Source organism: Mesorhizobium ciceri WSM4083, assembly GCF_000519305.1.
Taxonomy (GTDB): domain Bacteria; phylum Pseudomonadota; class Alphaproteobacteria; order Rhizobiales; family Rhizobiaceae; genus Mesorhizobium; species Mesorhizobium ciceri_B.
The window spans coordinates 584,800-607,390 of record NZ_JAFG01000005.1; the positions used below are offsets into that span (position 1 = coordinate 584,800).

Annotated in this window: 27 protein-coding genes and 1 pseudogene; 18 read left to right on the top strand and 10 right to left on the bottom strand. The window is 60.8% G+C overall.

The window, feature by feature from the left end; all coding sequences use genetic code 11:
* Positions 1 to 46: 46 nt before the first annotated feature.
* From rpe to gph, 3 genes are read left to right on the top strand one after another with little or no spacing between them, the layout of a single operon-like run.
* The gene (gene rpe, locus MESCI2_RS0112640) at positions 47 to 733 is read left to right on the top strand and encodes a ribulose-phosphate 3-epimerase (protein ID WP_027036921.1); all 687 of its coding nucleotides are present in this window, start codon (positions 47 to 49) and stop codon (positions 731 to 733) included.
* Between the two features lie 21 nt (positions 734 to 754).
* Positions 755 to 1,312, top strand: coding sequence for a thioredoxin family protein (locus MESCI2_RS0112645; protein WP_027036922.1), 558 nt, complete (start codon positions 755 to 757; stop codon positions 1,310 to 1,312).
* Complete coding sequence (gene gph, locus MESCI2_RS0112650) at positions 1,309 to 2,010, top strand: phosphoglycolate phosphatase (RefSeq protein WP_027036923.1); 702 nt, start codon at positions 1,309 to 1,311, stop codon at positions 2,008 to 2,010. The genes MESCI2_RS0112645 and gph overlap by 4 nt, the downstream gene beginning before the upstream one ends.
* A 47-nt stretch (positions 2,011 to 2,057) precedes the next feature.
* Here gph and MESCI2_RS0112655 read toward each other — a convergent pair whose 3' ends face one another.
* On the bottom strand, positions 2,058 to 2,438 hold the full coding sequence (locus MESCI2_RS0112655; protein ID WP_027036924.1) for a c-type cytochrome: 381 nt from the start codon (positions 2,436 to 2,438) through the stop codon (positions 2,058 to 2,060).
* Positions 2,439 to 2,800: 362 nt separating this feature from the next.
* Here MESCI2_RS0112655 and MESCI2_RS0112660 point away from each other — a divergent pair, with 362 nt between their 5' ends.
* The 6 genes from MESCI2_RS0112660 (at position 2,801) to MESCI2_RS0112685 (ending at position 7,548) form a co-directional block, all read left to right on the top strand.
* Entirely contained in the window at positions 2,801 to 3,010 is a 210-nt protein-coding gene (locus MESCI2_RS0112660) for a hypothetical protein (RefSeq protein WP_027036925.1), read from the top strand.
* Between the two features lie 33 nt (positions 3,011 to 3,043).
* The gene (locus MESCI2_RS0112665; RefSeq protein ID WP_027036926.1) at positions 3,044 to 4,030 is read left to right on the top strand and encodes an ABC transporter substrate-binding protein; all 987 of its coding nucleotides are present in this window, start codon (positions 3,044 to 3,046) and stop codon (positions 4,028 to 4,030) included.
* Positions 4,027 to 4,851: an ABC transporter permease gene (locus MESCI2_RS0112670; RefSeq protein WP_027036927.1), complete on the top strand. Its 825-nt coding sequence runs from the start codon at positions 4,027 to 4,029 to the stop codon at positions 4,849 to 4,851. The genes MESCI2_RS0112665 and MESCI2_RS0112670 overlap by 4 nt, the downstream gene beginning before the upstream one ends.
* Positions 4,820 to 5,560 carry an ABC transporter ATP-binding protein gene (locus tag MESCI2_RS0112675; protein WP_032900692.1) on the top strand — a complete coding sequence of 247 codons (741 nt, stop codon included), beginning with the start codon at positions 4,820 to 4,822 and terminating at the stop codon, positions 5,558 to 5,560. Before MESCI2_RS0112670 ends, MESCI2_RS0112675 begins: the two co-directional genes overlap by 32 nt.
* Before the next feature lie 34 nt (positions 5,561 to 5,594).
* Complete coding sequence (locus tag MESCI2_RS0112680) at positions 5,595 to 6,566, top strand: quinoprotein relay system zinc metallohydrolase 2 (RefSeq protein ID WP_027036929.1); 972 nt, start codon at positions 5,595 to 5,597, stop codon at positions 6,564 to 6,566.
* A gap of 118 nt (positions 6,567 to 6,684) precedes the next feature.
* On the top strand, positions 6,685 to 7,548 hold the full coding sequence (locus MESCI2_RS0112685) for a quinoprotein dehydrogenase-associated SoxYZ-like carrier (RefSeq protein ID WP_032900693.1): 864 nt from the start codon (positions 6,685 to 6,687) through the stop codon (positions 7,546 to 7,548).
* Positions 7,549 to 7,777: 229 nt separating this feature from the next.
* Here MESCI2_RS0112685 and MESCI2_RS0112690 read toward each other — a convergent pair whose 3' ends face one another.
* Positions 7,778 to 8,131: a hypothetical protein gene (locus tag MESCI2_RS0112690; RefSeq protein WP_023810388.1), complete on the bottom strand. Its 354-nt coding sequence runs from the start codon at positions 8,129 to 8,131 to the stop codon at positions 7,778 to 7,780.
* Between the two features lie 687 nt (positions 8,132 to 8,818).
* Here MESCI2_RS0112690 and MESCI2_RS0112695 point away from each other — a divergent pair.
* The 8 genes from MESCI2_RS0112695 (at position 8,819) to pqqE (ending at position 16,365) form a co-directional block, all read left to right on the top strand.
* Positions 8,819 to 10,720: a methanol/ethanol family PQQ-dependent dehydrogenase gene (locus MESCI2_RS0112695; RefSeq protein ID WP_027036931.1), complete on the top strand. Its 1,902-nt coding sequence runs from the start codon at positions 8,819 to 8,821 to the stop codon at positions 10,718 to 10,720.
* A 178-nt stretch (positions 10,721 to 10,898) separates the two neighbouring features.
* Positions 10,899 to 11,423 (top strand): c-type cytochrome, methanol metabolism-related, encoded by a 525-nt coding sequence (locus tag MESCI2_RS0112700; protein ID WP_050596548.1) that lies wholly within the window; start codon positions 10,899 to 10,901, stop codon positions 11,421 to 11,423.
* Positions 11,395 to 12,288: a quinoprotein dehydrogenase-associated putative ABC transporter substrate-binding protein gene (locus tag MESCI2_RS0112705; RefSeq protein WP_027036933.1), complete on the top strand. Its 894-nt coding sequence runs from the start codon at positions 11,395 to 11,397 to the stop codon at positions 12,286 to 12,288. Before MESCI2_RS0112700 ends, MESCI2_RS0112705 begins: the two co-directional genes overlap by 29 nt.
* Positions 12,285 to 12,851, top strand: a complete 567-nt coding sequence (locus MESCI2_RS0112710; RefSeq protein WP_027036934.1) for a PQQ-dependent catabolism-associated CXXCW motif protein — start codon at positions 12,285 to 12,287, stop codon at positions 12,849 to 12,851. Before MESCI2_RS0112705 ends, MESCI2_RS0112710 begins: the two co-directional genes overlap by 4 nt.
* 409 nt (positions 12,852 to 13,260) lie before the next feature.
* A complete protein-coding gene (gene pqqB / locus MESCI2_RS0112720) occupies positions 13,261 to 14,199 on the top strand; it encodes a pyrroloquinoline quinone biosynthesis protein PqqB (protein WP_027036935.1) in 939 nt (312 codons plus the stop codon).
* On the top strand, positions 14,196 to 14,954 hold the full coding sequence (gene pqqC, locus MESCI2_RS0112725; RefSeq protein WP_027036936.1) for a pyrroloquinoline-quinone synthase PqqC: 759 nt from the start codon (positions 14,196 to 14,198) through the stop codon (positions 14,952 to 14,954). The genes pqqB and pqqC overlap by 4 nt, the downstream gene beginning before the upstream one ends.
* Positions 14,951 to 15,247: a pyrroloquinoline quinone biosynthesis peptide chaperone PqqD gene (gene pqqD, locus MESCI2_RS0112730; RefSeq protein WP_027036937.1), complete on the top strand. Its 297-nt coding sequence runs from the start codon at positions 14,951 to 14,953 to the stop codon at positions 15,245 to 15,247. Before pqqC ends, pqqD begins: the two co-directional genes overlap by 4 nt.
* Complete coding sequence (pqqE, locus tag MESCI2_RS0112735) at positions 15,244 to 16,365, top strand: pyrroloquinoline quinone biosynthesis protein PqqE (protein WP_027036938.1); 1,122 nt, start codon at positions 15,244 to 15,246, stop codon at positions 16,363 to 16,365. The genes pqqD and pqqE overlap by 4 nt, the downstream gene beginning before the upstream one ends.
* Positions 16,366 to 16,384: 19 nt before the next feature.
* On the opposite strand, the gene MESCI2_RS0112740 is transcribed toward pqqE, so the two are convergent.
* From MESCI2_RS0112740 to MESCI2_RS0112755, 4 genes are all read right to left on the bottom strand, one after another.
* Positions 16,385 to 16,882 (bottom strand): hypothetical protein, encoded by a 498-nt coding sequence (locus tag MESCI2_RS0112740; protein ID WP_245270315.1) that lies wholly within the window; start codon positions 16,880 to 16,882, stop codon positions 16,385 to 16,387.
* Between the two features lie 195 nt (positions 16,883 to 17,077).
* Entirely contained in the window at positions 17,078 to 18,043 is a 966-nt protein-coding gene (locus tag MESCI2_RS0112745; protein ID WP_245270316.1) for a DUF3592 domain-containing protein, read from the bottom strand.
* A gap of 119 nt (positions 18,044 to 18,162) precedes the next feature.
* A complete protein-coding gene (locus tag MESCI2_RS0112750) occupies positions 18,163 to 18,771 on the bottom strand; it encodes a class I SAM-dependent DNA methyltransferase (protein ID WP_027036941.1) in 609 nt (202 codons plus the stop codon).
* 133 nt (positions 18,772 to 18,904) lie between these two features.
* Positions 18,905 to 19,915 (bottom strand): glycoside hydrolase family 25 protein, encoded by a 1,011-nt coding sequence (locus tag MESCI2_RS0112755; RefSeq protein ID WP_430981664.1) that lies wholly within the window; start codon positions 19,913 to 19,915, stop codon positions 18,905 to 18,907.
* On the opposite strand from MESCI2_RS0112755, the gene MESCI2_RS1000000138825 reads away from it, so the two are divergent.
* Positions 19,803 to 20,078 (top strand): hypothetical protein, encoded by a 276-nt coding sequence (locus tag MESCI2_RS1000000138825; RefSeq protein ID WP_245270319.1) that lies wholly within the window; start codon positions 19,803 to 19,805, stop codon positions 20,076 to 20,078. The genes MESCI2_RS0112755 and MESCI2_RS1000000138825 overlap by 113 nt on opposite strands.
* Before the next feature lie 71 nt (positions 20,079 to 20,149).
* On the opposite strand, the gene MESCI2_RS0112760 is transcribed toward MESCI2_RS1000000138825, so the two are convergent.
* The 4 genes and pseudogenes from MESCI2_RS0112760 to MESCI2_RS1000000139275 form a co-directional block, all read right to left on the bottom strand.
* Positions 20,150 to 20,938 carry a phosphodiester glycosidase family protein gene (locus tag MESCI2_RS0112760; protein WP_027036943.1) on the bottom strand — a complete coding sequence of 263 codons (789 nt, stop codon included), beginning with the start codon at positions 20,936 to 20,938 and terminating at the stop codon, positions 20,150 to 20,152.
* 71 nt (positions 20,939 to 21,009) lie between these two features.
* Complete coding sequence (locus tag MESCI2_RS0112765; RefSeq protein WP_027036944.1) at positions 21,010 to 21,882, bottom strand: undecaprenyl-diphosphate phosphatase; 873 nt, start codon at positions 21,880 to 21,882, stop codon at positions 21,010 to 21,012.
* A 187-nt stretch (positions 21,883 to 22,069) separates the two neighbouring features.
* A complete protein-coding gene (locus tag MESCI2_RS0112770) occupies positions 22,070 to 22,267 on the bottom strand; it encodes a hypothetical protein (RefSeq protein WP_013532087.1) in 198 nt (65 codons plus the stop codon).
* A 187-nt stretch (positions 22,268 to 22,454) separates the two neighbouring features.
* Positions 22,455 to 22,589 (bottom strand): annotated as a pseudogene (locus MESCI2_RS1000000139275) (GFA family protein); the annotation flags it as partial.
* Positions 22,590 to 22,591 lie beyond the last annotated feature (2 nt).

Genomic DNA, 22,591 nt, shown 5'->3' on the forward strand with positions numbered 1-22,591 from the left:
GCTGGCGCAGAGACCAACACCGCAGACAGGATTGGAGACGACGACCATGGTCACCAGGACAATCATCGCACCCTCCGTGCTTTCCGCGGATTTCTCGCGGCTCGGCGACGAGGTCGAAGCTGTCGTGCGGGCTGGTGCCGACTGGATCCATCTCGACGTGATGGACGGCCACTTCGTGCCCAACATCACCTTCGGTCCGCCGGTGATCAAGGCGATCCGCGACCGAACGGACAAAATCTTCGACTGCCATCTGATGATCGCGCCGGCCGACGCCTATCTGGCTGCCTTCGCCGACGCCGGCTGCGACATCATCACGGTGCATGCAGAGGCCGGGCCGCATCTCGATCGTTCCCTGCAGGCGATCAAAAATCTCGGCAAGAAGGCCGGCGTATCGCTGAATCCTTCGACGCCGGAGAGCGTCATAGAGTATGTGCTCGACAGGCTCGATCTGGTGCTTCTGATGACGGTCAATCCAGGCTTTGGCGGCCAGGCCTTCATTTCCGCGGTCATCGAGAAGATCAGGCGAATCAAGGCACTGGTTGGCCACCGCCCGATTGACATCGAAATCGATGGCGGCGTCACGGCCGAAACCGCCCCGCTGGTCGCCGCGGCCGGCGCCAATGTGCTGGTCGCCGGGTCGGCCGTGTTCAAGGGCGGCACCGAGGCGGCCTATCGCGCCAACATTGGAGCCATCCGACAGACGGCCGACGGTGCGATCCGGAAAGCCGCGTAAACCATTCCATCGGAGGCAAGCATGGCGGCCGTCCCCCCTGTCTGCGATTTCGGCTGGCGCGCCATCGATGCCGTTTTGTCTGGCGTCGACGGCAGGTCGCAATCGATCTTCAGCCAGGCCGGCCCGAACGGCCTGGTCGTGGCCTTCATCTGCAATCACTGCCCTTATGTGAAGGCGGTGATTTCACGTATCGTGCGCGATGCCAACGACCTCAAGGCCGAAGGTATCGGCTTTGTCGCGATCAACTCAAACGATGCCGACACCTACCCGGAGGATTCCTTCGACCAAATGAATCTCTTCGCCACGACGAACGGCTTCAGCTTCCCTTACCTGCACGACCACCGCCAAACTGTGGCGCGCGATTACGCAGCCGTGTGCACTCCCGATTTCTTCGGGTTCAACAGCGAGTTGGGACTGCAATATCGCGGTCGGCTGGACGCCTCGCGACGAGAAGCCGGAGCGCCCGGGCTGAGACGCGATCTGTTCGAGGCGATGAAGCAGGTTGCCCGAACCGGCGACGGGCCGCTGGACCAAATCGCCTCGATCGGCTGCTCGATCAAGTGGAAGGATGCCGCATGAACGTCGGTGCAGGTAGGCCGCTTCGATCGCCGAAGGCGATCCTGTTCGATCTCGACGGCACGTTGGTCGACTCGGCACCGGACATAGCGGCCGCCGTCAACGAACTGCTGGCCAGTCGCGGTCTGCCGCCGCTGCGCCTGGATCAGGTCACGGCCATGATCGGCGGCGGCGTCAGGAAATTGATCGAGCGAGCCTTCGCGGCGTCGGGAGCGCCACTGCTCGGCAACGCTCTCGATGAGGCAAACCGCGTCATGGCGCCTATCTACCGCCGGCATCTGACCGGCCTGACAAGGCTGATGCCTGGAGTCAGGGAGGCTCTCACCCACTTTCATTTGGGCGGAGTAAGCATGGGGGTGGCAACCAACAAACCGCAGTTGGCGACCCGCGAAATCCTGCTTCATTTCGGATTGACGGAATATTTCGGTGCGATCGTTGGCGGAGACGCGGTGACATACCTGAAACCGGCGCCCGATGCCCTGCTGCTGGCGCTGGCACAGCTTGGGGTCGGCCCCGGTGACGCGCTGCTGGTCGGAGACAGCGGTGCTGACCTGGGTGCCGCACGCGCCGCCGGCATGCCCGTCATTCTGTTGCGCGGCGGCTACAGCCACATTCCGGTGGAAGAGCTTGGCGCCGACCTTGTTTGCGACAGCCTTTTCGATCTGCCTTCGGCCATGCAGAAGCTGCAAGCCGATGCGTGATCAAGGCGTCCGCCGGCCGAACGCAAATTCGAACGGCCGGCTGCGCTCTATTTCGAGAATTGCTTCAGATAGGCAATGACATTGGCGATGTCTTCGTCCTGCTTGAGGCCGACAAACGCCATCTTCGTTCCTTTGACCATGGCCTTGGGATCGTGAAGATAGGTCTTCAGCGAGGGCTCATCCCATTTGACGCCGGATTTGCCAGCCGCGACCATCGCCTGAGAATAGCTGAACCCCGGGTGTGTCCCAGCCGTTCGGCCTATGACGCCGTTCAACGACGGGCCGACCTTGTTCTTGTCCTGGTCGGCGGTATGGCAGACCTTGCATTTGGCGAAGACCTTCTCACCAGCCGCCGCATCCTGTGCCTGGGATTGGCTCGCGATGAAGGGCACAACGGACATGACTGCGAAAAATGCGATTGCGCGCATGGTATTTCCTCATTGATCGTCTGGGTGCCCTGGACGATTTGCGCATGCCGATCCTTTGATCCGTCGGTATGCGCCTTACGCGGTGGAGTGGAAATTCCGCTTCTCCCGTGGAGCCGCGCCGCGTGACTCGGAAGCTAATTGGCATGTTGTGAAAGTCAATCGTACAAAGGTTTAGGGGCCTGCGAGCTCAAGAGACCTGTCCATTCGTCTTTGTTGACGGCTATCGGGCGAGCGCGTAGCTTGACCTCATTCCGGTTTCTCCATTGGCACCTTGAGAAATCCGGCAAGTGGCGGTTTGTCCTGGCTCCTGGTTGGGCTGGACTCGCCGAGATGGGCGTCTGGGAACGCGCAAGAGGTGCTGAATGGACATGGTCGATCTCATATTGACGGTTTGCCTCAGCGCCAATCCGAGCAATTGCCGAGACGAACATCTCTATTTCGAGAGCCGCGGCACTCTGTTCCAGTGCATGATCCTTGCCCCCAGCGAAATCGCGAAATGGTCTCAAGAACACCCGACCCTCAAGGTCATGCGCTGGAAATGCGCATTTCCGAGCAAGGAACGAGCCATCTGATTTGGCAGCGCGGAACCCTGGGGAGGAGGTGTCATGATGGTTTCACGGCGCATGACGCTGCGTCTGGCGGTTCTCGGGACAGCCGCTGTTCTTGCTACCAGGCCGGCCGTTGCGGCAGCCAGGATTCGCCTTGGTGTGCTGAAGTTTGGAACCGTGAGTTGGGAACTCGATACGCTACGGCAGCACAAATTCGATGCCGCCAACGGGATCGATCTGGAGATCATCGACTTCGCCGGCGAGGATGCAACCAACGTCGCGATGCTGGCTGGCGCGATCGACATGATCGTCTCCGACTGGCTGTGGGTCTCGCGCCAGCGCTCCGAAGGCGGCGACCTCACATTGACCCCCTATTCGACCGCCGTGGGGGCGATCATGGTGAAGGAAGGTTCGCCGATCCGGACGGTCGCCGATCTCAAGGACAAGAAGATCGGCGTCGCCGGCGGCCCGCTCGACAAGAGTTGGCTGCTTATACAAGCGCTGAGCAGGCGCGATCTCGGCGTCGACCTGTCGGCAACCAGCGACATCGTCTTTGGCGCGCCGCCGCTGATTTCGGAAAAGGCGATACAGGGCGAACTCGATGCGGTGCTGAATTTCTGGCATTTTTGCGCCCGTCTCGAGGCCAATGGCTTCCGTCGATTGATCGGCGTGAATGACGCGGCAAAAGCGCTTGGGGCTCTGGGACCCGTGTCGGCGCTCGGTTACGTCTTCCATGACCAATGGGCGAGCGAGAACCCCGATGCCGTCAGGGGTTTCGTGAGGGCGTCCGCGCAAGCCAAGGACTTGCTGGCCAGATCCGATGACGAATGGCTGCGCCTGGCGCCGATCATTCGCGCGCAAGGCAAGGAACTGGAAAAACTGCGCGATCGCTACCGCCAGGGCATTCCCAGACGGTCGGTCGCCGAGGAAGCGGCCGACGCCGGCAGGCTATACCATGTGCTTGCGTCGGTCGGCGGCGCGAAGCTTGTCGGCAGCGCGCCGAAAATGGCGCCCGGCACGTTCTGGCAGGAACCCCGGAAATGACCGCATTGGGAACCGACGGCACGCGTGACGCCCCGCCGAGCATGTCCGGCCGACGCAGCCTGGCGACGGCACTGGTGCCCGCGCTGACCGTAGCGGTTTCCCTGCTCGCGCTTTGTCTGCTGTGGAACCTTGCGGCAAGCGTCTGGCCAAGCCGTGCCTTTCCAGGACCTGCGCAGGTCTGGCAGGTGCTTCTCAGGGAGGCTGCGAACGGCGACCTCTTTTACCATCTCGGCGTGACCCTCGGCCGGGTCGCCGCGGCATATATCGTCGCAATGATCATCGGATCCGTCATCGGCGTTTTGCTCGGCAGCTATCGTCGCGTCGACCGTTTTTTCAACCCGTGGGTGATCCTGTTCCTCAACATTCCGGCGCTGGTGGTCATCGTCCTCGGCTACATCTGGTTCGGCCTCAACGAGGCGGCGGCGATCGGCGCGGTGGCGGTGAACAAGATCCCGAATGTCGTGGTGACGATGCGTGAAGGCGCCAGGACGCTTGATCCAAGTTACGCCGAAATGGCCACCGTCTATCGCTTCGGCCGCCTTGATCGAATCCGCCATATCCTGCTGCCGCAATTGCAGCCCTATCTTGCCGCCGCGTCGCGATCCGGCATCTCCCTTATCTGGAAGATCGTCCTGGTCGTCGAACTGCTCGGCCGCTCGAACGGTGTCGGCTTCCAGATCCATCTCTATTTCCAGCTCTTCGACGTCGCCGCCATTCTTGCCTACACGCTGGCTTTCGTGGCGGTGATGCTTTTCATTGAACTTCTCCTGGTGCAGCCCGTTGAACGACATGCAACCCGTTGGCGCCGTCGTCCCGCTTAAGGTCGACATTGCCGAAAAGACCTTCAGGTCCGCGCGAGGCGTCTCGATCACGGCGCTTCAGGACCTTTCCTTCGAGGTCCGGCAAGGCGAATTCGCCTGCTTGCTGGGACCGTCGGGCTGCGGCAAAACCACGACGCTGCGTATCCTGCTTGGCTTGGACAAAGACTTTTCCGGCTCCTTCCAGTTGCCGCAAGGAGGTTCGAACCGCATCGCCGCCGTTTTCCAGGAACCGACCCTGCTGCCGTGGCGAACGGTGGAGCAGAATGTCAGGCTGGCGTTGCCGAAAAGCTTGAGAGCGAAAAATCTCGACGGGCTGTTCGACACGCTCGGCCTCGCCGGCATGCGCTCGCTCTATCCTGCCGAACTGTCGCTCGGCCTTGCGCGCAGGGCAGCACTTGCCAGGGCTTTCGCCACCGAGCCGGCGGTGCTTTTCCTGGACGAACCCTTTGTCTCGCTCGACGAACAGACCGCCGAGCGGCTTCGGCATCTGCTTTTGACCGTGTGGTCGGCACGGCCAACGACCGCCTTGATGGTGACGCACAATCTACGCGAGGCACTAATGCTGTCGGACCGCATCATCGTGCTCGCGCCGCGGCCAACCCATGTGCTCGGCGTGTTCGACGTACGGTTGCCACGGCAACATCGCAATTCGCAGGTGATGAGCGATCTTCTGCGGTCGTTCCATCATAGATTTCCGGACGTCACCTGATCGCCTGCAGGCGAGATGCATATCGGAGACCTTCATGTCGATCGATCGGCTAAGACGCAGGCTTGTGAATGGCTTCGCCTGTACCGCCGCCAGCGCCGCCTTGCTGCCATGCTGCCTCGGACGAGCCGTTCTGGCCGCAGGCGGCAGTTCTCGGTTCTCGGTCAGGCAAATCGCCGACGGCGTCTTCGCCTTCCAGGGGGCGGATGAATTGATGACCGCCGCCAATGACGGTGCGATCTGCAATCTGGGCGCCGTCGTCGGCACCGACGCGGTTGCCGTCATCGACAGCGGTGGCAGCCTGATCGAGGCGCACGCCTTTCTCGCCGCGATCGGAAAGGTAACAGCAAAGCCGGTTCGCTTCCTGATCAACACCCACATGCACCCCGACCACATCTTCGGCAATGCGGCATTCCGGGAGATCGGCGCGACGATCGTCGGTCATCGCAATCTGCCGCGCGCCCTCGACGCGCGTGGCGCGTTCTATCTGCACAACTATCGCGAACAGCTTGGCGAGGCGCTTATGGAGGGGGTCGAGATCGTGTCGCCGACCATGCTGGTCGACGATCACCTACAACTCGACCTCGGCGGGCGCATGATCGAACTGCGGGCATGGAAGGCGGCGCACACCGACAACGACCTGACCGTATTCGATACCGCGACCGGAACGCTCTTTGCCGGCGATCTCGTGTTCATGGGCTCCTTGCCGACGCTTGACGGATCACTGCTTGGATGGCTCCGCCAGATGGATGCGCTCGCCGTGATCGACGCCGCGCGCGTCGTTCCAGGTCACGGTCCTGTAACGGCCGACTGGCCACAGGCGCTGGCGGGGGAACGACGCTATTTCGAGATTCTGGCGCGCGACATCCGCAAGGCGATCGCCGACGGAACGCCGCTGCGCGAAGCAGTAAAAACCGCAGGCGAAAGCGAACGGGATAAGTGGCACCTGTTCGACGATTACAACGAGCGCAACGCAACGGCCGCATTTGCCGAACTCGAATGGGAATAGACGACACCGACATGCGCCAGGCAGCTGTAAGGGACGGCGATTTGCCAAAGCGTCGCCAAAGGCTTATCCTCAACGCCAGCCTGGGCACCACCTCTCTTGCATTGGTGGAGGCATCGAAATGCAAAATCATGCTTACTCGAGCCGGCAGCTCGCCTTGCCGCTCGCATCCGTTTTCGCCGCGATCATCTTGACCATCGGCACGTTGCTCGGCTCCTCGGGAGCCGCCAACGCACAGCAAACAACCGCGTCCTCGGACAGGATCTGGCATGACTTGAAGGGCGACGTGTTCGGCGATCGGGCAATTCTGGTCGATACCGGCGTCGTCAGGATCGAAGCGCCGAAGCGGGCGCAGGATGCCGCCATCGTGCCCGTCGACATCTATCTCGATCCAGCCAAGGCGCCGGACGGCATCAAATCCGTTACCCTGATCATCGACGCCAACCCTGCACCGGTGGCGGCAACGTTCCAGCTCGGCAAGGATGCCGGCGTGACGCATCTGTCGACGCGCGTGCGCGTCAACGACTATTCCTATCTGCGTGCGATCGCTGAGACGCAGGGCGGCCAACTCCATATGGCGCAGACCTTCGTCAAGGCGTCAGGCGGATGCTCCGCCCCTGCGGTCAAGAACCAGGACGAGGCCAACGCGACGATGGGTCAGATGAAGCTGCGCCAGTTCCCGCCCAAAGAGACGATGACCAAGACCGAGGAACTGCAGTTGATGATCCGGCACCCTAACAATTCGGGGCTGCAGCGGGATCCGCTGACCCAGTATTTCATACCGGCGCATTTTGTCCAGAAACTGTCGATCTCCCAAGCCGGCCAGCCGATCCTCTCCATGGAAGGTGGAATATCGATTTCGGAAGACCCCAATTTCCGATTCGATTTCACCGTGCACGGCAACGGCGAAATCCAGGTTGAAGCGATCGATACGGATGGCAAAACATTTCGCAATCAGTGGCCGCTGGAGACAGCGGGACTCTGAAGTCTCGATATCTTGCGCCGGACTGCCGGGCGCTTGCCAGCTCGATCCCGAAAATGGAGCCTGTTTCGGGAAGATACTGACCAGACAAAGGATGGAACTCCATCCGGCTTGCGGATTGAGCAGGCTCTAAAGCGTGTCGCGCCTGAACGGATTCAGACGACCCGCTTTAGGTCTTTGTTTTTATGCATGTCGTTCTCCCAAAACCGAGGTCACTTTTGGGCGACATGCACTAAAAGCAGCGCACGTCGGCTTCCGACTGCGCGCGCTTCAATTCGGTACGGGCTGCCTTCGCCGGTGCGCTTTCGCGAAACAGCCCCGCGTTTTCCCCTGTGGTCAAAGACATGCTCTTGAAAGTCTCGGCCCTCTCATAGTGGTCGTAGGGAAGGATCGAGGCGATGACGTCGATCGAGCAGGAACAGCTTTCCAGCGCCTGACGGGTCTGGCCGTTCGTCTGCATGCAGCCAAGCACGTAATCGGCAATCGTTGCTGTCGGGTAATCTCCCGCGGCGCCCGCCGGGTTTGCGAAGGCCAGCGGCGCGGCAAGGAGCAGCGGCAAAGTCGAAAATCCAACATATCTGATCACGGGAAAACCTCCGGTTAGCCTGGGCGCGATGCGCCCAATCGGGATCACCGTGGCAGTTGGCAACGTGCCGCAGAGTCAGTCAAGCGCCCATGGCTTCCGTATACGACCAAAGGAGGAATGCGGTGCTGATCGACGGTGGTTCCGCATGGCGGCCCCATGGCCCGCTCCACGCCCCAACTCCAACGATCATCTCATGCTTGGCTCACTATCGATTCCCAATGAGGCGCGTACATGGCCAGGCCGAGACATCGAAGTGAATACCTCCAAATAAAAACCATACTTAGGTGAAATGCAAAACTCAAAAAATAATCAAACTTTATGCGGGCCATCGTTATTTCGCGATCAGGAATACTTCAGCTAACAAATACTGTCCTGCTTATCTCCTTGTATTGCACCGCATCATTTACGATATTGCGGTGCAATAAAACATCCCGGCTTTTTTGCTTGCCTAGCGTTTTGCGATGACATAGCCTCACCCTGTTTCCGGCTTCAAGGGCGTCACCGTCATTAGGGAGCGGCGACAGTCTTTCGTAGGCCAAGGTGAGGTGGGCAGTAACGGTGCCCTCTGCACATCTGGCTTAGGTCGTGACACGCTGCCGGAAATATTTCCCCCCCCGTGAATCGCTTGGGCAAGCCCTTGTGGGCTCAGCAAATGATTCATCACTATGAACCTCGGGAGGAATTCGGATGCGTGTACTTACGAAAGCTACCTATATTCTAACCACTGCGGCGTTTCTGTCGCTCGGCGCGGCCTTTACGGCGTCGGCTAACGAGGACCTTGCAAAGCTGGCTTCGGATTCGAAGAACTGGGCAATGCAGACGGGTGACTACGCCAACACCCGCTATTCCAAACTCAACCAGATCACTGCGGACAATGTGAAGAACCTGCAGGTCAAGTGGACCTTTTCCACCGGCGTGCTACGAGGCCACGAGGGTGGACCGCTTATCATCGGCGATGTGATGTATGTCCACACGCCTTTCCCGAACAATGTCTTTGCGCTCGATCTCAAGAATGACGGGAAGATTCTCTGGAAATACGAACCCAAGCAGGATCCCAACGTCATTCCGATCATGTGTTGCGATACGGTCAATCGTGGCGTTGCCTATGGTGACGGCAAGATCATTCTCAATCAGGCAGACACCACGGTCGTCGCCCTCGATGCGAAGACCGGCAAGGTCGTCTGGTCGGTCAAGAACGGCGACCAGACCGATGGCGGCAAAGGCGAATCCGGTACGGCTGCCCCCGTCGTCGTCAAAGACAAGGTGCTCATCGGCGTATCCGGCGCCGAATTCGGCGTTCGCGGCTGGCTGGCCGCCTACAATCTGAAAGATGGCAAACTCGCCTGGAAAGCCTATTCGGAAGGTCCGGACGCAGACACCCTGATCGATCCCGAAAAGACCACGCATCTCGGCAAGCCGGTGGGCAAGGACTCCGGCACGAACACCTGGGAAGGCGAGCAGTGGAAGACCGGCGGCGGCACGACATGGGGATGGTATTCCTATGATCCCAAGCTGAACCTGGTCTACTATGGCACCGGCAATCCCTCGACGTGGAACCCGGTCCAACGCCCCGGCGACAATCGCTGGTCGATGACGATCATGGCCCGCGATGCGGATACGGGTGTTGCCAAATGGCTCTACCAGATGACCCCGCATGACGAATGGGACTATGACGGCATCAACGAGATGATCCTTGTCGATGGCATGGAGGTCAACGGCGCCAAGCACGACGTGCTGGTGCATTTCGATCGCAATGGTTTTGCCTACACCATGGATCGCGCCACCGGCGACCTTCTCGTCGCCAAGAAATATGATCCGGCCGTGAACTGGGCGACGGAAGTCGTCATGGACCCCAAGAGCGAACAATATGGTCGCCCGCAGGTCGTGGCGAAATATTCGACCCAGCAGAACGGCGAAGACACCAACTCGACGGGCATCTGCCCGGCGGCACTTGGAACGAAGGACCAGCAGCCGGCGGCCTATTCGCCGAAGACCGGGCTGTTCTATGTCCCGACCAACCATGTCTGCATGGACTATGAGCCTTACAAGGTGAGCTACACCGCCGGTCAGCCTTATGTCGGCGCCACCGTGTCGATGTATCCCGCACCTGGCGGCGACGGCAACATGGGCAACTTCATTGCCTGGGATGCGGCCAAGGGCGAGATCGTCTGGTCGAAGCCCGAGCAGTTCTCGGTGTGGTCGGGCGCTCTGGCAACAGATGGCGACGTCGTCTTCTACGGTACACTCGAAGGCTACATCAAGGCGGTCGATAAGGACGGCAAGGAACTCTACAAGTTCAAGACCCCGTCCGGCATCATCGGCAACATCACGACCTACGAGCAGGGCGGCAAGCAGTACATCGCCGTTCTGTCCGGCGTCGGTGGCTGGGCAGGTATCGGCCTGGCAGGCGGCCTGCTTTCGCCTGACAACGCCGCTGCGTGGCATGGCGCCGTCGATCAGGGCCGTGCCCAAGGCGACGAGGCCGCGGTCGTTGGCACCGCTGGTCTTGGTGCCGTCGGCGGCTACGCGGCACTTGCCGACTACACGACGCTGGGCGGTCAGCTCACCGTCTTCGGTCTCCCGGATTGAAGCGCTGGGAACCTTGAGCACGCCTCAGGTCTTGTGAGACCAAAGGCTTGAAGAACGAGAGCCCGGATCATCCGGAAGCCATGGCCGGGCTCTCGATTCGGTTACGACCCAAAAACACCGATCAATGCCGGTAGCGACAGCAAAACCGTGTCCATTGGCAAATGAAGGAAGCGTTTGAATGTCCGTTCGCATTGTAATTTCGGCTTTGGTCCTGGCTTTGCTGCCTCTGGCAAGCTCAGGCGTCGCCCGGGCCGACGACAGCATGGAAAAAGCCAAGGCGGTAAAGGAAGAAGGCGGCAAGTATTTGGATGCGGATGGAAATCCGACCTACAAGATCGAAAACGGAACCGTCGATTGGTACACGTTCAGCGGCTACCGCCGGTATCACTCCGATTGCCATGTCTGCCACGGACAGGACGCAACAGGTTCGAGCTATGCGCCGGCTTTGGTCAACAGCCTGAAAAATATGGACTACGGCACGTTCCTCTCGATCGTCGCCGAAGGCCGCAAGAATGTCGGCGGCGGCAAGGAAAACGTCATGCCTGCCTTTGGCGACAACAAGAATGTCTATTGCTACATGGACGACCTCTACATCTATCTGCGCGCGCGCGCGGATGGCGCGGCGCCCCGCGGACGGCCGCCCAAGCACGAAGACAAGGCCCAGGCGGCGAAGGATGCCGAAGCATCCTGCATGGGTGGATGACATGATTGGCCGCGATGCATTGAAGCTGCGCGTCGTTCTGCCGATCCTCGGCACACTCGCCTTGCTGCCGTCGAATGCGCATGCGCAAAGCGCCGGCCTTGGCGCGGCGGGAGAACTGGTCGACCCCGACATTCTGCGCGTCTGCGCCGATCCCTCGAATATGCCCTTCACCGACAAGAGCGGCGAAGGCTTCGAAAACAAGCTGGCCGAGCTGGTTGCCGCGAAAACCGGGCGCAAGTCCGTCTCCTACACCTGGTTTCCCACGATCACCGGCTTCGTGCGCAATACGTTGGGGGCCAACCGATGCGACATCATCATGGGCTATGCCCAAGGCGATGAGCTGGTGCAGAACACCAACGCCTACTATCGCTCCGCCTATGTGCTGGTGCATCCGAAAAGCAAAGATATGGAAGGCGTGGAAACGATCGAGGATCCCAGACTCACGGGCAAGACGATCGGCGTCGTTGAAAGCACGCCGCCAACCGCCAACATGGCCGCCAACAAGCTTCTGCGGACCGCCAAGATCTATCCGCTTGCGGTGGATACGCGCGTCACCCCATCCATGGGGGAGGTCATGATCAAGGACATGCTGGCACACAACATCGATGCCGCGGTGCTGTGGGGACCGATGGCAGGTTACTATGCCAAGGAACTCGGAGCCGATGTGACGATCGTTCCACTGGTGAAGGAAAAAACCGGCTCGCGCATGTCTTACCGCATCACCATGGGCGTACGTCCGTCCGACCAGGAATGGAAGCGGACGCTCAACCGGGTGATCAGGGAAAACCAGGCGGAGATCACCAGGATCCTGCTGAGCTACAACGTGCCGTTGATCGACGAACACGACAACCTGATTACCCAATGAATGGAAAGGAGATTATTTTCTTGCTGGTCGCCGCGAGCCTTCTGGGTCTGACCGTGCCGACATGGGCTGGCGATGTCGCCGAACCCAGCGGTTTCCGGATGGACGACTATCGGGCGCCTGTGCCGCGGACGCTGCAAGGCGCGAGGGTGGTGACGACGGTGGAAGCGGAAGTGCTGTGGCGAGCGAAAAAGGCGATCTTCTTCGACGTGATGCCGGACACGCCCAAGCCGGCCAATTTGCCGGCAGGAACGATATGGAGAGACAAGGTCAGAAAGGACATTCCAGGCAGCACATGGCTGGCCAATGTGGGATACGGCGCTATTTCGCAGGAGACCGCCAGCTATTTTCGCCAAGGCCTCGCGGCCAAGGCCGGGACGGACAAGTCGCGCGCGATTCTGTTCTACTGCATGACGAATTGCTGGATGTCGTGGAATGCGGCGAAACGGGCCGTCGAGTGGGGCTACAGTTCAGTAATCTGGTATCCGCTCGGCGCCGATGGGTGGGAAGATGCAAACCTTCCACTGGAGGAGAAGAAACCCTACACAATGAACAATTTGAAGTAAGGACTGCAATTATTCTCGATAGTTGTTTTCAATTTTTCAGAACCTATTGTTTCATTTGTCCATTTTGAGACTTGATGGACGAGCCATTGCGTCGGTGCCCTGCAATGGTTGGCTAACGACAGGATCGGTCCCTTCGGGCTGGTATAAGAGGAGAAATGTCATGAAGAAGAACTGGAAAAAACCGACCATGTGTCAGGTTGCCGCTGGCTTCGAAATTTCACGGTATCTGCCTGCTGAAATTACTCCCAAGAAGTAGGCCGCAGAGGTGCGCGTCCCTGGCGACAGGGGCGCGCATCCCCTCGCCGCATGGGATTTTCGTGAAAGATTTTGACGCACGCAAAGCGCGCGAGGCGTTTTTTGTGACTGCAAATTGCCTGCAGGTCAGAGAAGCCGGCGCGCGGGCATTTTCATGCATTTGAGGATCATCGGATCGGCGGCGGGCGGCGGCTTTCCGCAATGGAACTGCAACTACCGTCTGAGTCGTGCGGTTCGCGCTGGCATGGCCAGCGTGCATTCACGAACCCAGTCAAGTGTCGCCGCCTCGGCGGATGGGCTGGGTTGGGTTCTTTTCAATGCCTCACCCGACATTCGCCAGCAAATCGCTGCAACACCTGAATTGCAGCCTGCGGGCGATGCGCCGCTGCGCTCGACGCCTATTCGCGCGGTGGTGCTGACCAATGCCGATGTCGATCATATCGCCGGACTGCTCAGCCTGCGCGAGCGGCAGCCTTTCGCCATCTATGCAACGGCGCAGGTTCTGGCGACGCTGGAGGCGAATTCGATTTTCAACGTTCTCGATCCAGCGCTTGTGCCGCGGCGCATCCTGCCGCCGGCGAAAGAATTGGCCATTTGCGACGCAGAAGGCCGCGAGACCGGCGTGATGATCGAGCCCTTTCCAGTACCCGGGAAGATAGCACTCTATCTGGAGGATAGAGACCATCCGGACGCCAATTTCAGCTCCGACGCAGGTGACACGATCGGAGTCCGAATTGCCGGTATCGGCAGCCGCGGCTCCGTCTTCTATATCCCAGGCTGCGCGCGCATCGATGCGCGCTTACGCGCGCGTCTCACCGATGCCGCCTGTCTTTTGTTCGACGGCACGGTCTATACCGACGACGAGATGATCGTGGCCGGCGTCGGTCAGAAAACCGGCGCGCGGATGGGGCATCTGGCGATCTCGGGAGAACTGGGTTCGATCGCAGGCTTGGCCGATGTGAGGGTCGGCCGTCGCGTCTTCGTCCACATAAACAACACCAATCCCATCCTTGACGAGAATTCCGCCGAGCACGCGGCGGTCAAGGCGGCAGGCTGGGAAATCGCAAGCGACGGTATGGAGATGGAATTTTGAGCGACTTCCGCGATGCAGCCAAAGGCGGGCTCTCCACGAGCGCTCTCGAAGCCGTGTTGAGGCAGGTTGGCGCCGAGCGCTATCACAATCGCCATCCCTTTCACCACAGGATGACCAGCGGCGCATTGTCGAAGGCCGAGATGAAGGCCTGGGCGCTGAACCGCTATTGCTATCAGGCGGTCATCCCGCGCAAGGATGCCATGATACTCGTGCATGCCGAGGATCCGGCGTTTCGCGCCGCTTGGCGCAAACGAATCGAAGACCATGACGGCGAGGACGGCTGGAGCGGCGGCATCGCGCGCTGGCTGCATCTGGCAACTTCGCTCGGCCTGGACGCCGAGGCCGTGAAGAGCGAAAGGCTGGCGCTGCCGGCGACGCGCTTCGCGGTGGGCGCTTACCTTTCCTTTTGCACAAACCGGACGCTGTTCGAGGCGGTCGCGTCGTCGCTGACCGAGATGTTCTCGCCACTCATCATCGGTGAGCGGGTGCCGGCAATGCTGGCCAAATACGACTACATCACCGAGGATACGCTGTCCTATTTCAGGCAACGGCCCGAACAGGCCTCACGTGACGCCGACTTCGCCCTCGCCTACGTGCTCAGCCATGCCGATACGGCGGAGCGCCAGCAGCAGGCAATCGATGCACTGGTGTTCAAATGCGATATACTCTGGGCCATGCTTGATGCGCTTCAACACGCTTATGGCGAGCAGGGCAACATACCGCCTGGCGCCTTCCAGCCCGAGGCAGCCCAATGATGGCGCTGCGCGAAAGAGCCGTGGTGTCGTTGCGATCGGTCCCTTCGCTGCCGAAGCACGTGCGCATACAGTACGATCCCGTGCGGCAGGCATTCGCCGTGCTTTCGCCGGAAAAGATATTCTGGCCGAACGATATCAGTCTCGACATATTGCGCCGCTGCGATGGACGGTCCACGGCCGGCGACATCATTGCCGGCCTTGCCGCAGATTATGAGGCCGAACAGGAGGCCGTGGCGACCGACGTCATCGCATTCCTGCAGGAATGGTCGGACAAGCTGCTGGTGAGGCTATGAGCACGCCCCTCCTCCCTCCAATCGGCATGCTGGCGGAACTGACGCATCGCTGCCCGCTGCAATGTCCTTATTGCTCCAATCCGCTGGAACTGCTGAAGGCCAATCGCGAACTCGACACAGAGACCTGGCTCGCCCTGTTCTCGGAGGCCGCCGATCTCGGAGTGCTGCAGGTGCATCTGTCCGGTGGCGAGCCGACACTGCGCCGCGACCTCGAGCAATTGATCGCCGGGCTTGCGGGGCGCGGCGTCTACACCAATCTGATTACCGCGGGCGTCGGCATCGTCGAGGGCCGTATCGAGGCATTTGCAGAAGCCGGTCTCGACCATCTGCAACTGAGCTTTCAGGGCGCGCGGCCGGCAACCACCGATCGCATCGGCAACCACAAGGGCGCCCACGAAAAAAAGCTGGAGACGGCACGCCGCGCACGCGCAGCCGGCTTGCCTCTTACCATCAACGCGCCGATCCATCGCCATAACATCGAGGAAGTGCCGGAATTCATCGATCTCGCCCTTGCGCTGGGCGCGGAGAGGCTCGAGATCGCCAATGTGCAGTATGCCGGCTGGGCGTTGACCAATCGCGATCAACTGATGCCCGAGCGTGAAGCGGTCGACCGGCAGGCGGAGATCGTCGCGGAGGCACAGGAGCGGTTGGCCGGCATCATCAACATCGATTTTGTGACGCCGGACTATTTCGCGATCTATCCCAAACCGTGCATGGGCGGCTGGGCGCGTGACGCCTTCATGGTGACGCCTGACGGCACCGTACTGCCCTGCCATGCCGCACAGACGATACCGTCGCTCAGCTTCGAGCGTTTCGAACCACGCAGGCTGTCCTCGATCTGGGCCGATTCGCCGGCGTTCAATGCCTTTCGCGGCACGGACTGGATGCAGGAGCCGTGCCGCAGTTGTGACCGGCGCGAGATCGACTGGGGCGGTTGCCGCTGTCAGGCGATGGCGATCGCCGGCGATGCCGCTGCAACGGACCCGGCTTGCGCGAAATCGCCGATCCATGCTCGCATGGCGATGCTGATCGACGAAGCCAAGCGCATTGCCACAGCTCCTTCCAGAGAAGAAGCATTCGTCTACCGGCGGATCGGCGCCGTGACCGAATCCGCCTGACTCGGTAAGAAAGCGCTTCTCACCCCCTCGGCAAGACGCGTAGCGTCTGCTCGTCAAACAATGGCTCGTCCTGGCCGATGCGCACAAACAGCAGCCTGTGCCCCTCACCCGCCGGCACCTCGAAATACTGGATGCCGTCAGGCATTTCGCCCCAGACGCCGCAGGGCGGCTCCGGAATCTCGTTGGGATCGGCAAGTGCTTTCAGCTCTTTCGCATAGGCGGCGTCGGGGCTGAATGAGTAGCGTTTGACGCCGGCAGGCTCCGTGCCCTGCGTGTAAGGCGTCAACACGCAGCGGGCACTGACCGCTTTGTCGGTCTTTTCCAGGAACAGGCGCTGCAAGGCAGCCTCGGCGGTTTCACCTGATATGATGTCGAACAGTTCAACGAGAGGATCGGCCGCGCCGCCATCGCTGTATTTGACGGCAAGAGCGTTGCCGGTGAATTCGAAATGGATCTGGCGAAAGCCGAAGTCGCAGCGCTGCACCCAGGCGGCCAGCCCGATATTTTTGTCAGACAACCTTTCCCAGACGCATTTGTCGATCGGCGGGCGCGACGGCGCCGGTTCGTCCGCCACGGCGCATATCGTCCCGGACGCAAGCAGGGCGCTGGCCCCAATGATCGATCGCACGCTATTCATCGCTGCATCCTGTCAAGGTAAAGGCATCCCATCCGGAGCCGTCTGGATTGGCATTGGCGAAGTCGGCTGGCACGCTCAAACCAGTCCGAGCAGAAAGGCCGCGCCGCCGAGAAAGCCTGCCGAGCAGATCCACAGCAGCCAGAGCCCTCGTACCCGGCATTCGAGCACCGCCGAGCCGGGGTTGGCGGGGTCATAGTGCACGTCGACTTCGCTGCCTTCGACATACTGCCGTGCCTGGCCGCCGACGAGGCCGGGCAACGAAGCCGTTACGGTTCCGCCGAAGGTCATACGATCGGCGCTGTAGCGCTGGCCGGCTACGTCATAGGAGTAGACGATGCGGGATTTGAAGACGGTGCGCCAGCGGCCATAGCCTGAATGGTTTCGGAGCGCCTGCAGACCTGAAGTGTCGATGCGGCCAACCACAATCGGCCATTTTGCCGCCTGCTCCGCCAACGCTTTCTGGGCGAGGCCGATGCTCAGGATGAACAAGCCCATAAAAAGCAGCAACGCCGCGGCACCGAGATTCTGCGGTTTGGGCAAATGCGGCCCGATTGCCTCCAGAACACCGCCGACGGAAAACACCAGCACAACCGCGCCGATCACCAATCCTGCCGAGAGTTGGACCATGAACCTGAAGGCGCCGTCCGGCAGGGTGCGCTCGATCACCGCTTTGCTCGGATCGGCCGGATTGTAGAAGACAGTCACCTCCCCGCCACGGGGAAACTGGGCAAGGGTCTCAGTGACTTCGAAATTTCCCAAATTCTCCTTCACGCTGTAGCGCGAGCTTTGAAATTTCTTGTTGCCCACCTTGTATTCGAAGATGATCGCCGGAAAATTGCGCATTTCGGTCGTATCGGTGCTGTCCGAACCAACGCCCGAGTTTCTCACTTCACGTGCTTCGACGCGCGAGGAAATGATCTTTCCCGGCGTCGGCAGCCAGCGGCTGAGCGCTTTCACCTCTCGCCATTTCATGAAGGTGATGAACGACAGCGCGCCCGCGACCACGCAGGCAAAGCCGACAAGCATGATCTTGAGTTCCAACTCGTCTCCCCCCAGGAGTGCAGGAACCCGCACATAGACAGCATGGCGGCGGCAATGTCTTGCTTATTCGCGAAATCTGAAAAGGCTGAGCAGCGCAAACGGCAACAGCCCACGCCGCGTCATGCAGGCTTCACGGCCAGGAACGTGTTCCATTCTTCGCTATTGCGGCCGACGTTGAAATCGTCCCTGATGAGGACCAGCCCGGCGCCTTCGAGACGGGCCGCGAAGTCGTCCCTGCGCCAGTAGACCATGTGATATTCGCCTGATGTCTCGCCGTCGCCATTGCGCATCGAGACGAGGAAGGCGCCGCCCGGGCGCAGCGACCCGGCTATCTTGGCAAGCACCTGGTCGGTCTCGTCGCGAGGCACATGGATGAGGACGCATAGGGCCAGGACCGCGTCGTAGGGGCCGCCGAGATCATCGGTGATGAGATCGAGCAACTCGCCATGCTTGCCACGCGCGGCCTGCAGTTCCAGAAACCGTTTGGTCGCGTCGGTGCGCCGCACCGTGACGCCCAAAGTCTCCAGAAAATCCGCGTCGTAGCCAGCTCCGGATCCGACTTCCAAAATCCGGCCGCCTGCACCGGCGATTGCCACCAGGCGCTTCAGCGATGCCTGCTCTCGCTCATTGGGAACATGGCGCACGATGGCATCATATTGTTCCGCATAATCCTCGTAAGCGCTGATCGTTTGACGGCTCTGCGCCAGAGCCTCCGATGACACACCCATCTTTCCTCCCATGCGTCCATGTCGGTCAAAGAGCCGGACACTTTCCTCAGCCAATGCTGCCGGCGGAAGCGTGTCCATCGAGCCAGACCGCGGGCATCAGGCAGAGCGGAGCGCGCCGGGACTGACGACTGTCTCAGTTGGCGTCGGCTACCGTCTGCCGGCCGCCGGCCCAGGCGCGCCATTGCCGTTCGTCGCCATGGAAGACATTGAGGTCTATACGGCCGGTGACGCCGTGCGACAGGCCGGAGCCGGAATACTGCCAGAACAGCCATTTGCGGCCGGGATAGACCTTTGACGGATGCTGGGCCACGGCACGCAGCCAGAACGGATAGTCGAGGAATTCGCCCCTGAGATTGTCGCGGTAGAAATCGGGCGCGGTGTAGATGATGGGCCGCTGGCCGTAATGGCGCTCCAGCTTGTCCATGAACACCTGCATCTTCTCCAGCACCTTTTCGCGCGACGGCCGCCGCTTGCAGCTGGACTCGCCGTTCCACTCAACGTCGATCACCGGCGGCAGCGCGCCTTCGACCCTGGGCACGTTGCGGATGAACCAGTCCGCCTGCTCGCCCGCCGTGCGGCACCAGTAGAAGAAATGGTAGGCGCCACGCTTCAAACCGGCGGCGTCGGCGTTGCGCCAGTTTTTCATGAACATCGGATCGAGGTGGTCGCCACCGTCGGTCGCCTTGATGTAGGCGAAGTTGGCGCCCTGGGCGCGCAATTTGTCCCAGTTCACGTTGCCTTGCCAACGCGAGACGTCGACGCCGTGCACGGCAAGGCGTCGAGGCGAAGCCTTGCCGAAATTGATCGGCTTGGCATCACGAAAACCGTAACGGGTGAGCGGCCCGGCAAGCATGGCCGGTGCCGCGCGGGTCAACAGCTTGGGCGGCGACACCAAGGCTGCCGGCTCGACCGGCAGCCCGCCGACATCAGGCACTTGGGGATCAGGCACATCAGGTGCGGCAAACACCCCCGTCTCTTCCTCCTCCGCCAAACCAAACGGGCGCGTTTTTTCCCCCGGACCGTTGTCAGACATGGGAGCCAATCCGGCCCTTGCCGCCCTGTTGCCCCTTGCCGCCGGAGCAGCGGCGATCGGTGCCGGCGGCCGGATCACGGAACTGGTGGTCTCGTTGGACGGTTTCTGCAAATCCAGCGCATCGACGCCTGATGTCGACGAGCAGCCGGCAAGGCATAGCGACACGATCAAAAAACTGACGACGCCCGGAATCCGCATCTGGACCTGTACTCAAAACACAACAGACCGAGGGCAAAACGACAGCCGACGGACAAACCGGATCAGTTATGAATGAGAAATTACCAATAAAGTTTGAATCAAGTTTTTTTCGCCATACCGCGTGCGGGTAAGCGCGATGGAAACCGGCTAGGATTTTCTGAACACGCCGATCATCGGCCCGAGGTTCCAGTAGTCGTCTTTGCGGCCGATGGCAGGCGCAAACAGGCTTGATATCGTGCCGTCGAGGAAGAGCGCGTTGTCGCAGCCGAGCGCGTCGCGGAAAAGCCGCGCGAAGGCATGGAAGGTCACCGTGCCATTCGAAATCGCAAAGACCGCGACGCCATCCTTTCGCACCCCGACACCGTCGCGGGTCTTTCGCGAGGTGCCGTCGGCCTGGAATTTCGGATGCAGCTTGCCCTCGATCACCAGCATCGGCCCCGATTGCGTCGCATAGTCGACGGTCGGGCGCCTCTTCACGAAATCCCGAGTGGCACGGACCGCGGCCTTGCCGTCGCGCATGTAGAAAATGCCGTTCGGCTGCAGGGAAAAATTGCCGCTTCCAGATCCCGTTTTCACCGAGGCCATCTCTTGGCCACGCTCGACATAGAGGCCGACCGGCGCGAGGTTCGGGTGATACATGCCGGCATTGATGCCGAACAGCATGGTGCGCCCTGCCGCCTGTTGCGTGGCATGCAGATTGTGCAGCGACTGAAACGGCTTGCCCGCCGCATCCTTCCAGAACAGCTCGAGCTGATATCGTTTTGGATCGACCTCGCAAACGAGATAGCTGGTCGCCTCGAAGGTGAAGTCCCGGCATGGCGGCAGTGAAGCGGTCCACTGGCCAAATCCCATGCCAAATGCCGCCACCGACGGCAGTGCGCCCTTGGCCAATGCCAGCAGGAACGGCAATGATTGTAGGAGGGTCAGGAAATCCATGCGCTTACCGGAATCGAAGTTCGAGGTCCGGTACGGATATAACCTGTTTCAAGCGATACTGTGGAACTGCCTTAGACGAGCCATCCCATCGCCACGCCCAGCAGCAGGACGACACCGAGCAGGCCCCGATAGATGACGAACGGCCAGGCCGAGAAACGCTCCAGCACGTGCATCAGCCCCCATATGGCGAAGAAGGCGGAAATCGAGGCGACGACCAGCCCGACGGCAAGGACCGACCAGCCATGGGCGTCGAGATGGACCTTGTGCAGTTCCCAGAGTTCCTTGAGGCCGGCGAGTGCGATCGCCGGCAAACCGAGCAGGAACGAAAAGCGCGCCGCCTCGGCCCGCTTGAAGCCGAGCCCCAGGGCCGCCGTCAGGGTCGAGCCCGAGCGCGACACGCCGGGGACAAGCGCACCGATCTGGGCGACGCCGACGAGCAGCGCATCGGTCAGCGACGCACCGCCCATGCTGCGCCGATGACTGGCAAAGATCTCGGCCAGCGCCAGCAGGATCGCCATGGCGATGCAGGCCCAGCCGATCACCGTCAGGCTGCGCAGCGGCGAATTGCAGGCGTTGAGCACGCCCGATAACGCAACGCCGGCGATGACGATGGGGATCGTCGCCAGCACGATCCAGAGCGCCAGCTTGAAATGACGGTCGGCGAAATCGCGTCGCGCCACAGCGTCGAGCGACCCAAACAGGATATCCCTGACGTCGCTCCAGAAATAGCTGACCACCGCGGCAAGGGCAGCAAGCTGCATGGCGGCGGAGAAGGCGGAGCCGGGATCCTGCCAGCCGAGAACGGCCGGCACGATGCGCATATGGGCGGTCGAGGAAATCGGCAACAGTTCGGTGATGCCTTGCACCACGCCGAGGAACGCCACCTTGGCGAATCCCAGGCCGACGAAGCCCGTGTCCAGGCCTTGTGTGCAGATATCGGCCAAAATCGAATTCCGTGCATGAGAGATCGGAGTTGCGTGGACCGACCATCGGTCAATCCCGGGCAAGCCTTATCGTCATGGGCCGGATAATCAATTTACGGATTTGTAAGCTGGCACGTCGAGGTGCACGCCTTTCGAAAACCGGCCCACCTTGGGCCGGCTTGAGGTACACAGTGAAATCGCCAAGCGACTACGGGCAGAGCCAGAGTTTCTGGCATGTCCTGGCGATCACATGCGCCGGCGGCACTTCGGGCTCATCGGTCGAAGGCCGGCGAGCCCGTTCGAGCAGCATGCGCACCTGTTCTGGGCGCACACGATCGCGCTCCATCACAAGCAGGACCATCGGATCGCTCAAAAGCTCGTCCAGGGTGCTGATGCTGTCGTTCATCCGTCGTCTCCTCGAATGCCGTACCCGCGACCCTTAAATAGGACGACAAAGATGGCTCGCCAATGACGCTTTGCCGGCTATCTCGTGTCGATTTGGATTAAATTTTGGCCATGCTTGCGCTCTTCCTTCTCTCCCTGGCGCAGTGCGTCGATCCACCTTCTTCCACAATAAGGGGCGAAGGGAAAAATCAGCCTGGCGGAGGGGCGCCTTCGTATTTCGGCAGGCTGTCATCAAGCACCAGCCACGGCTGCTTCGAGGCCGTGAAAATATGCATTTGCGGCTTGAAAACCGTTGGATCGTCGAGCGAACCGGCGGTGAAGCCAT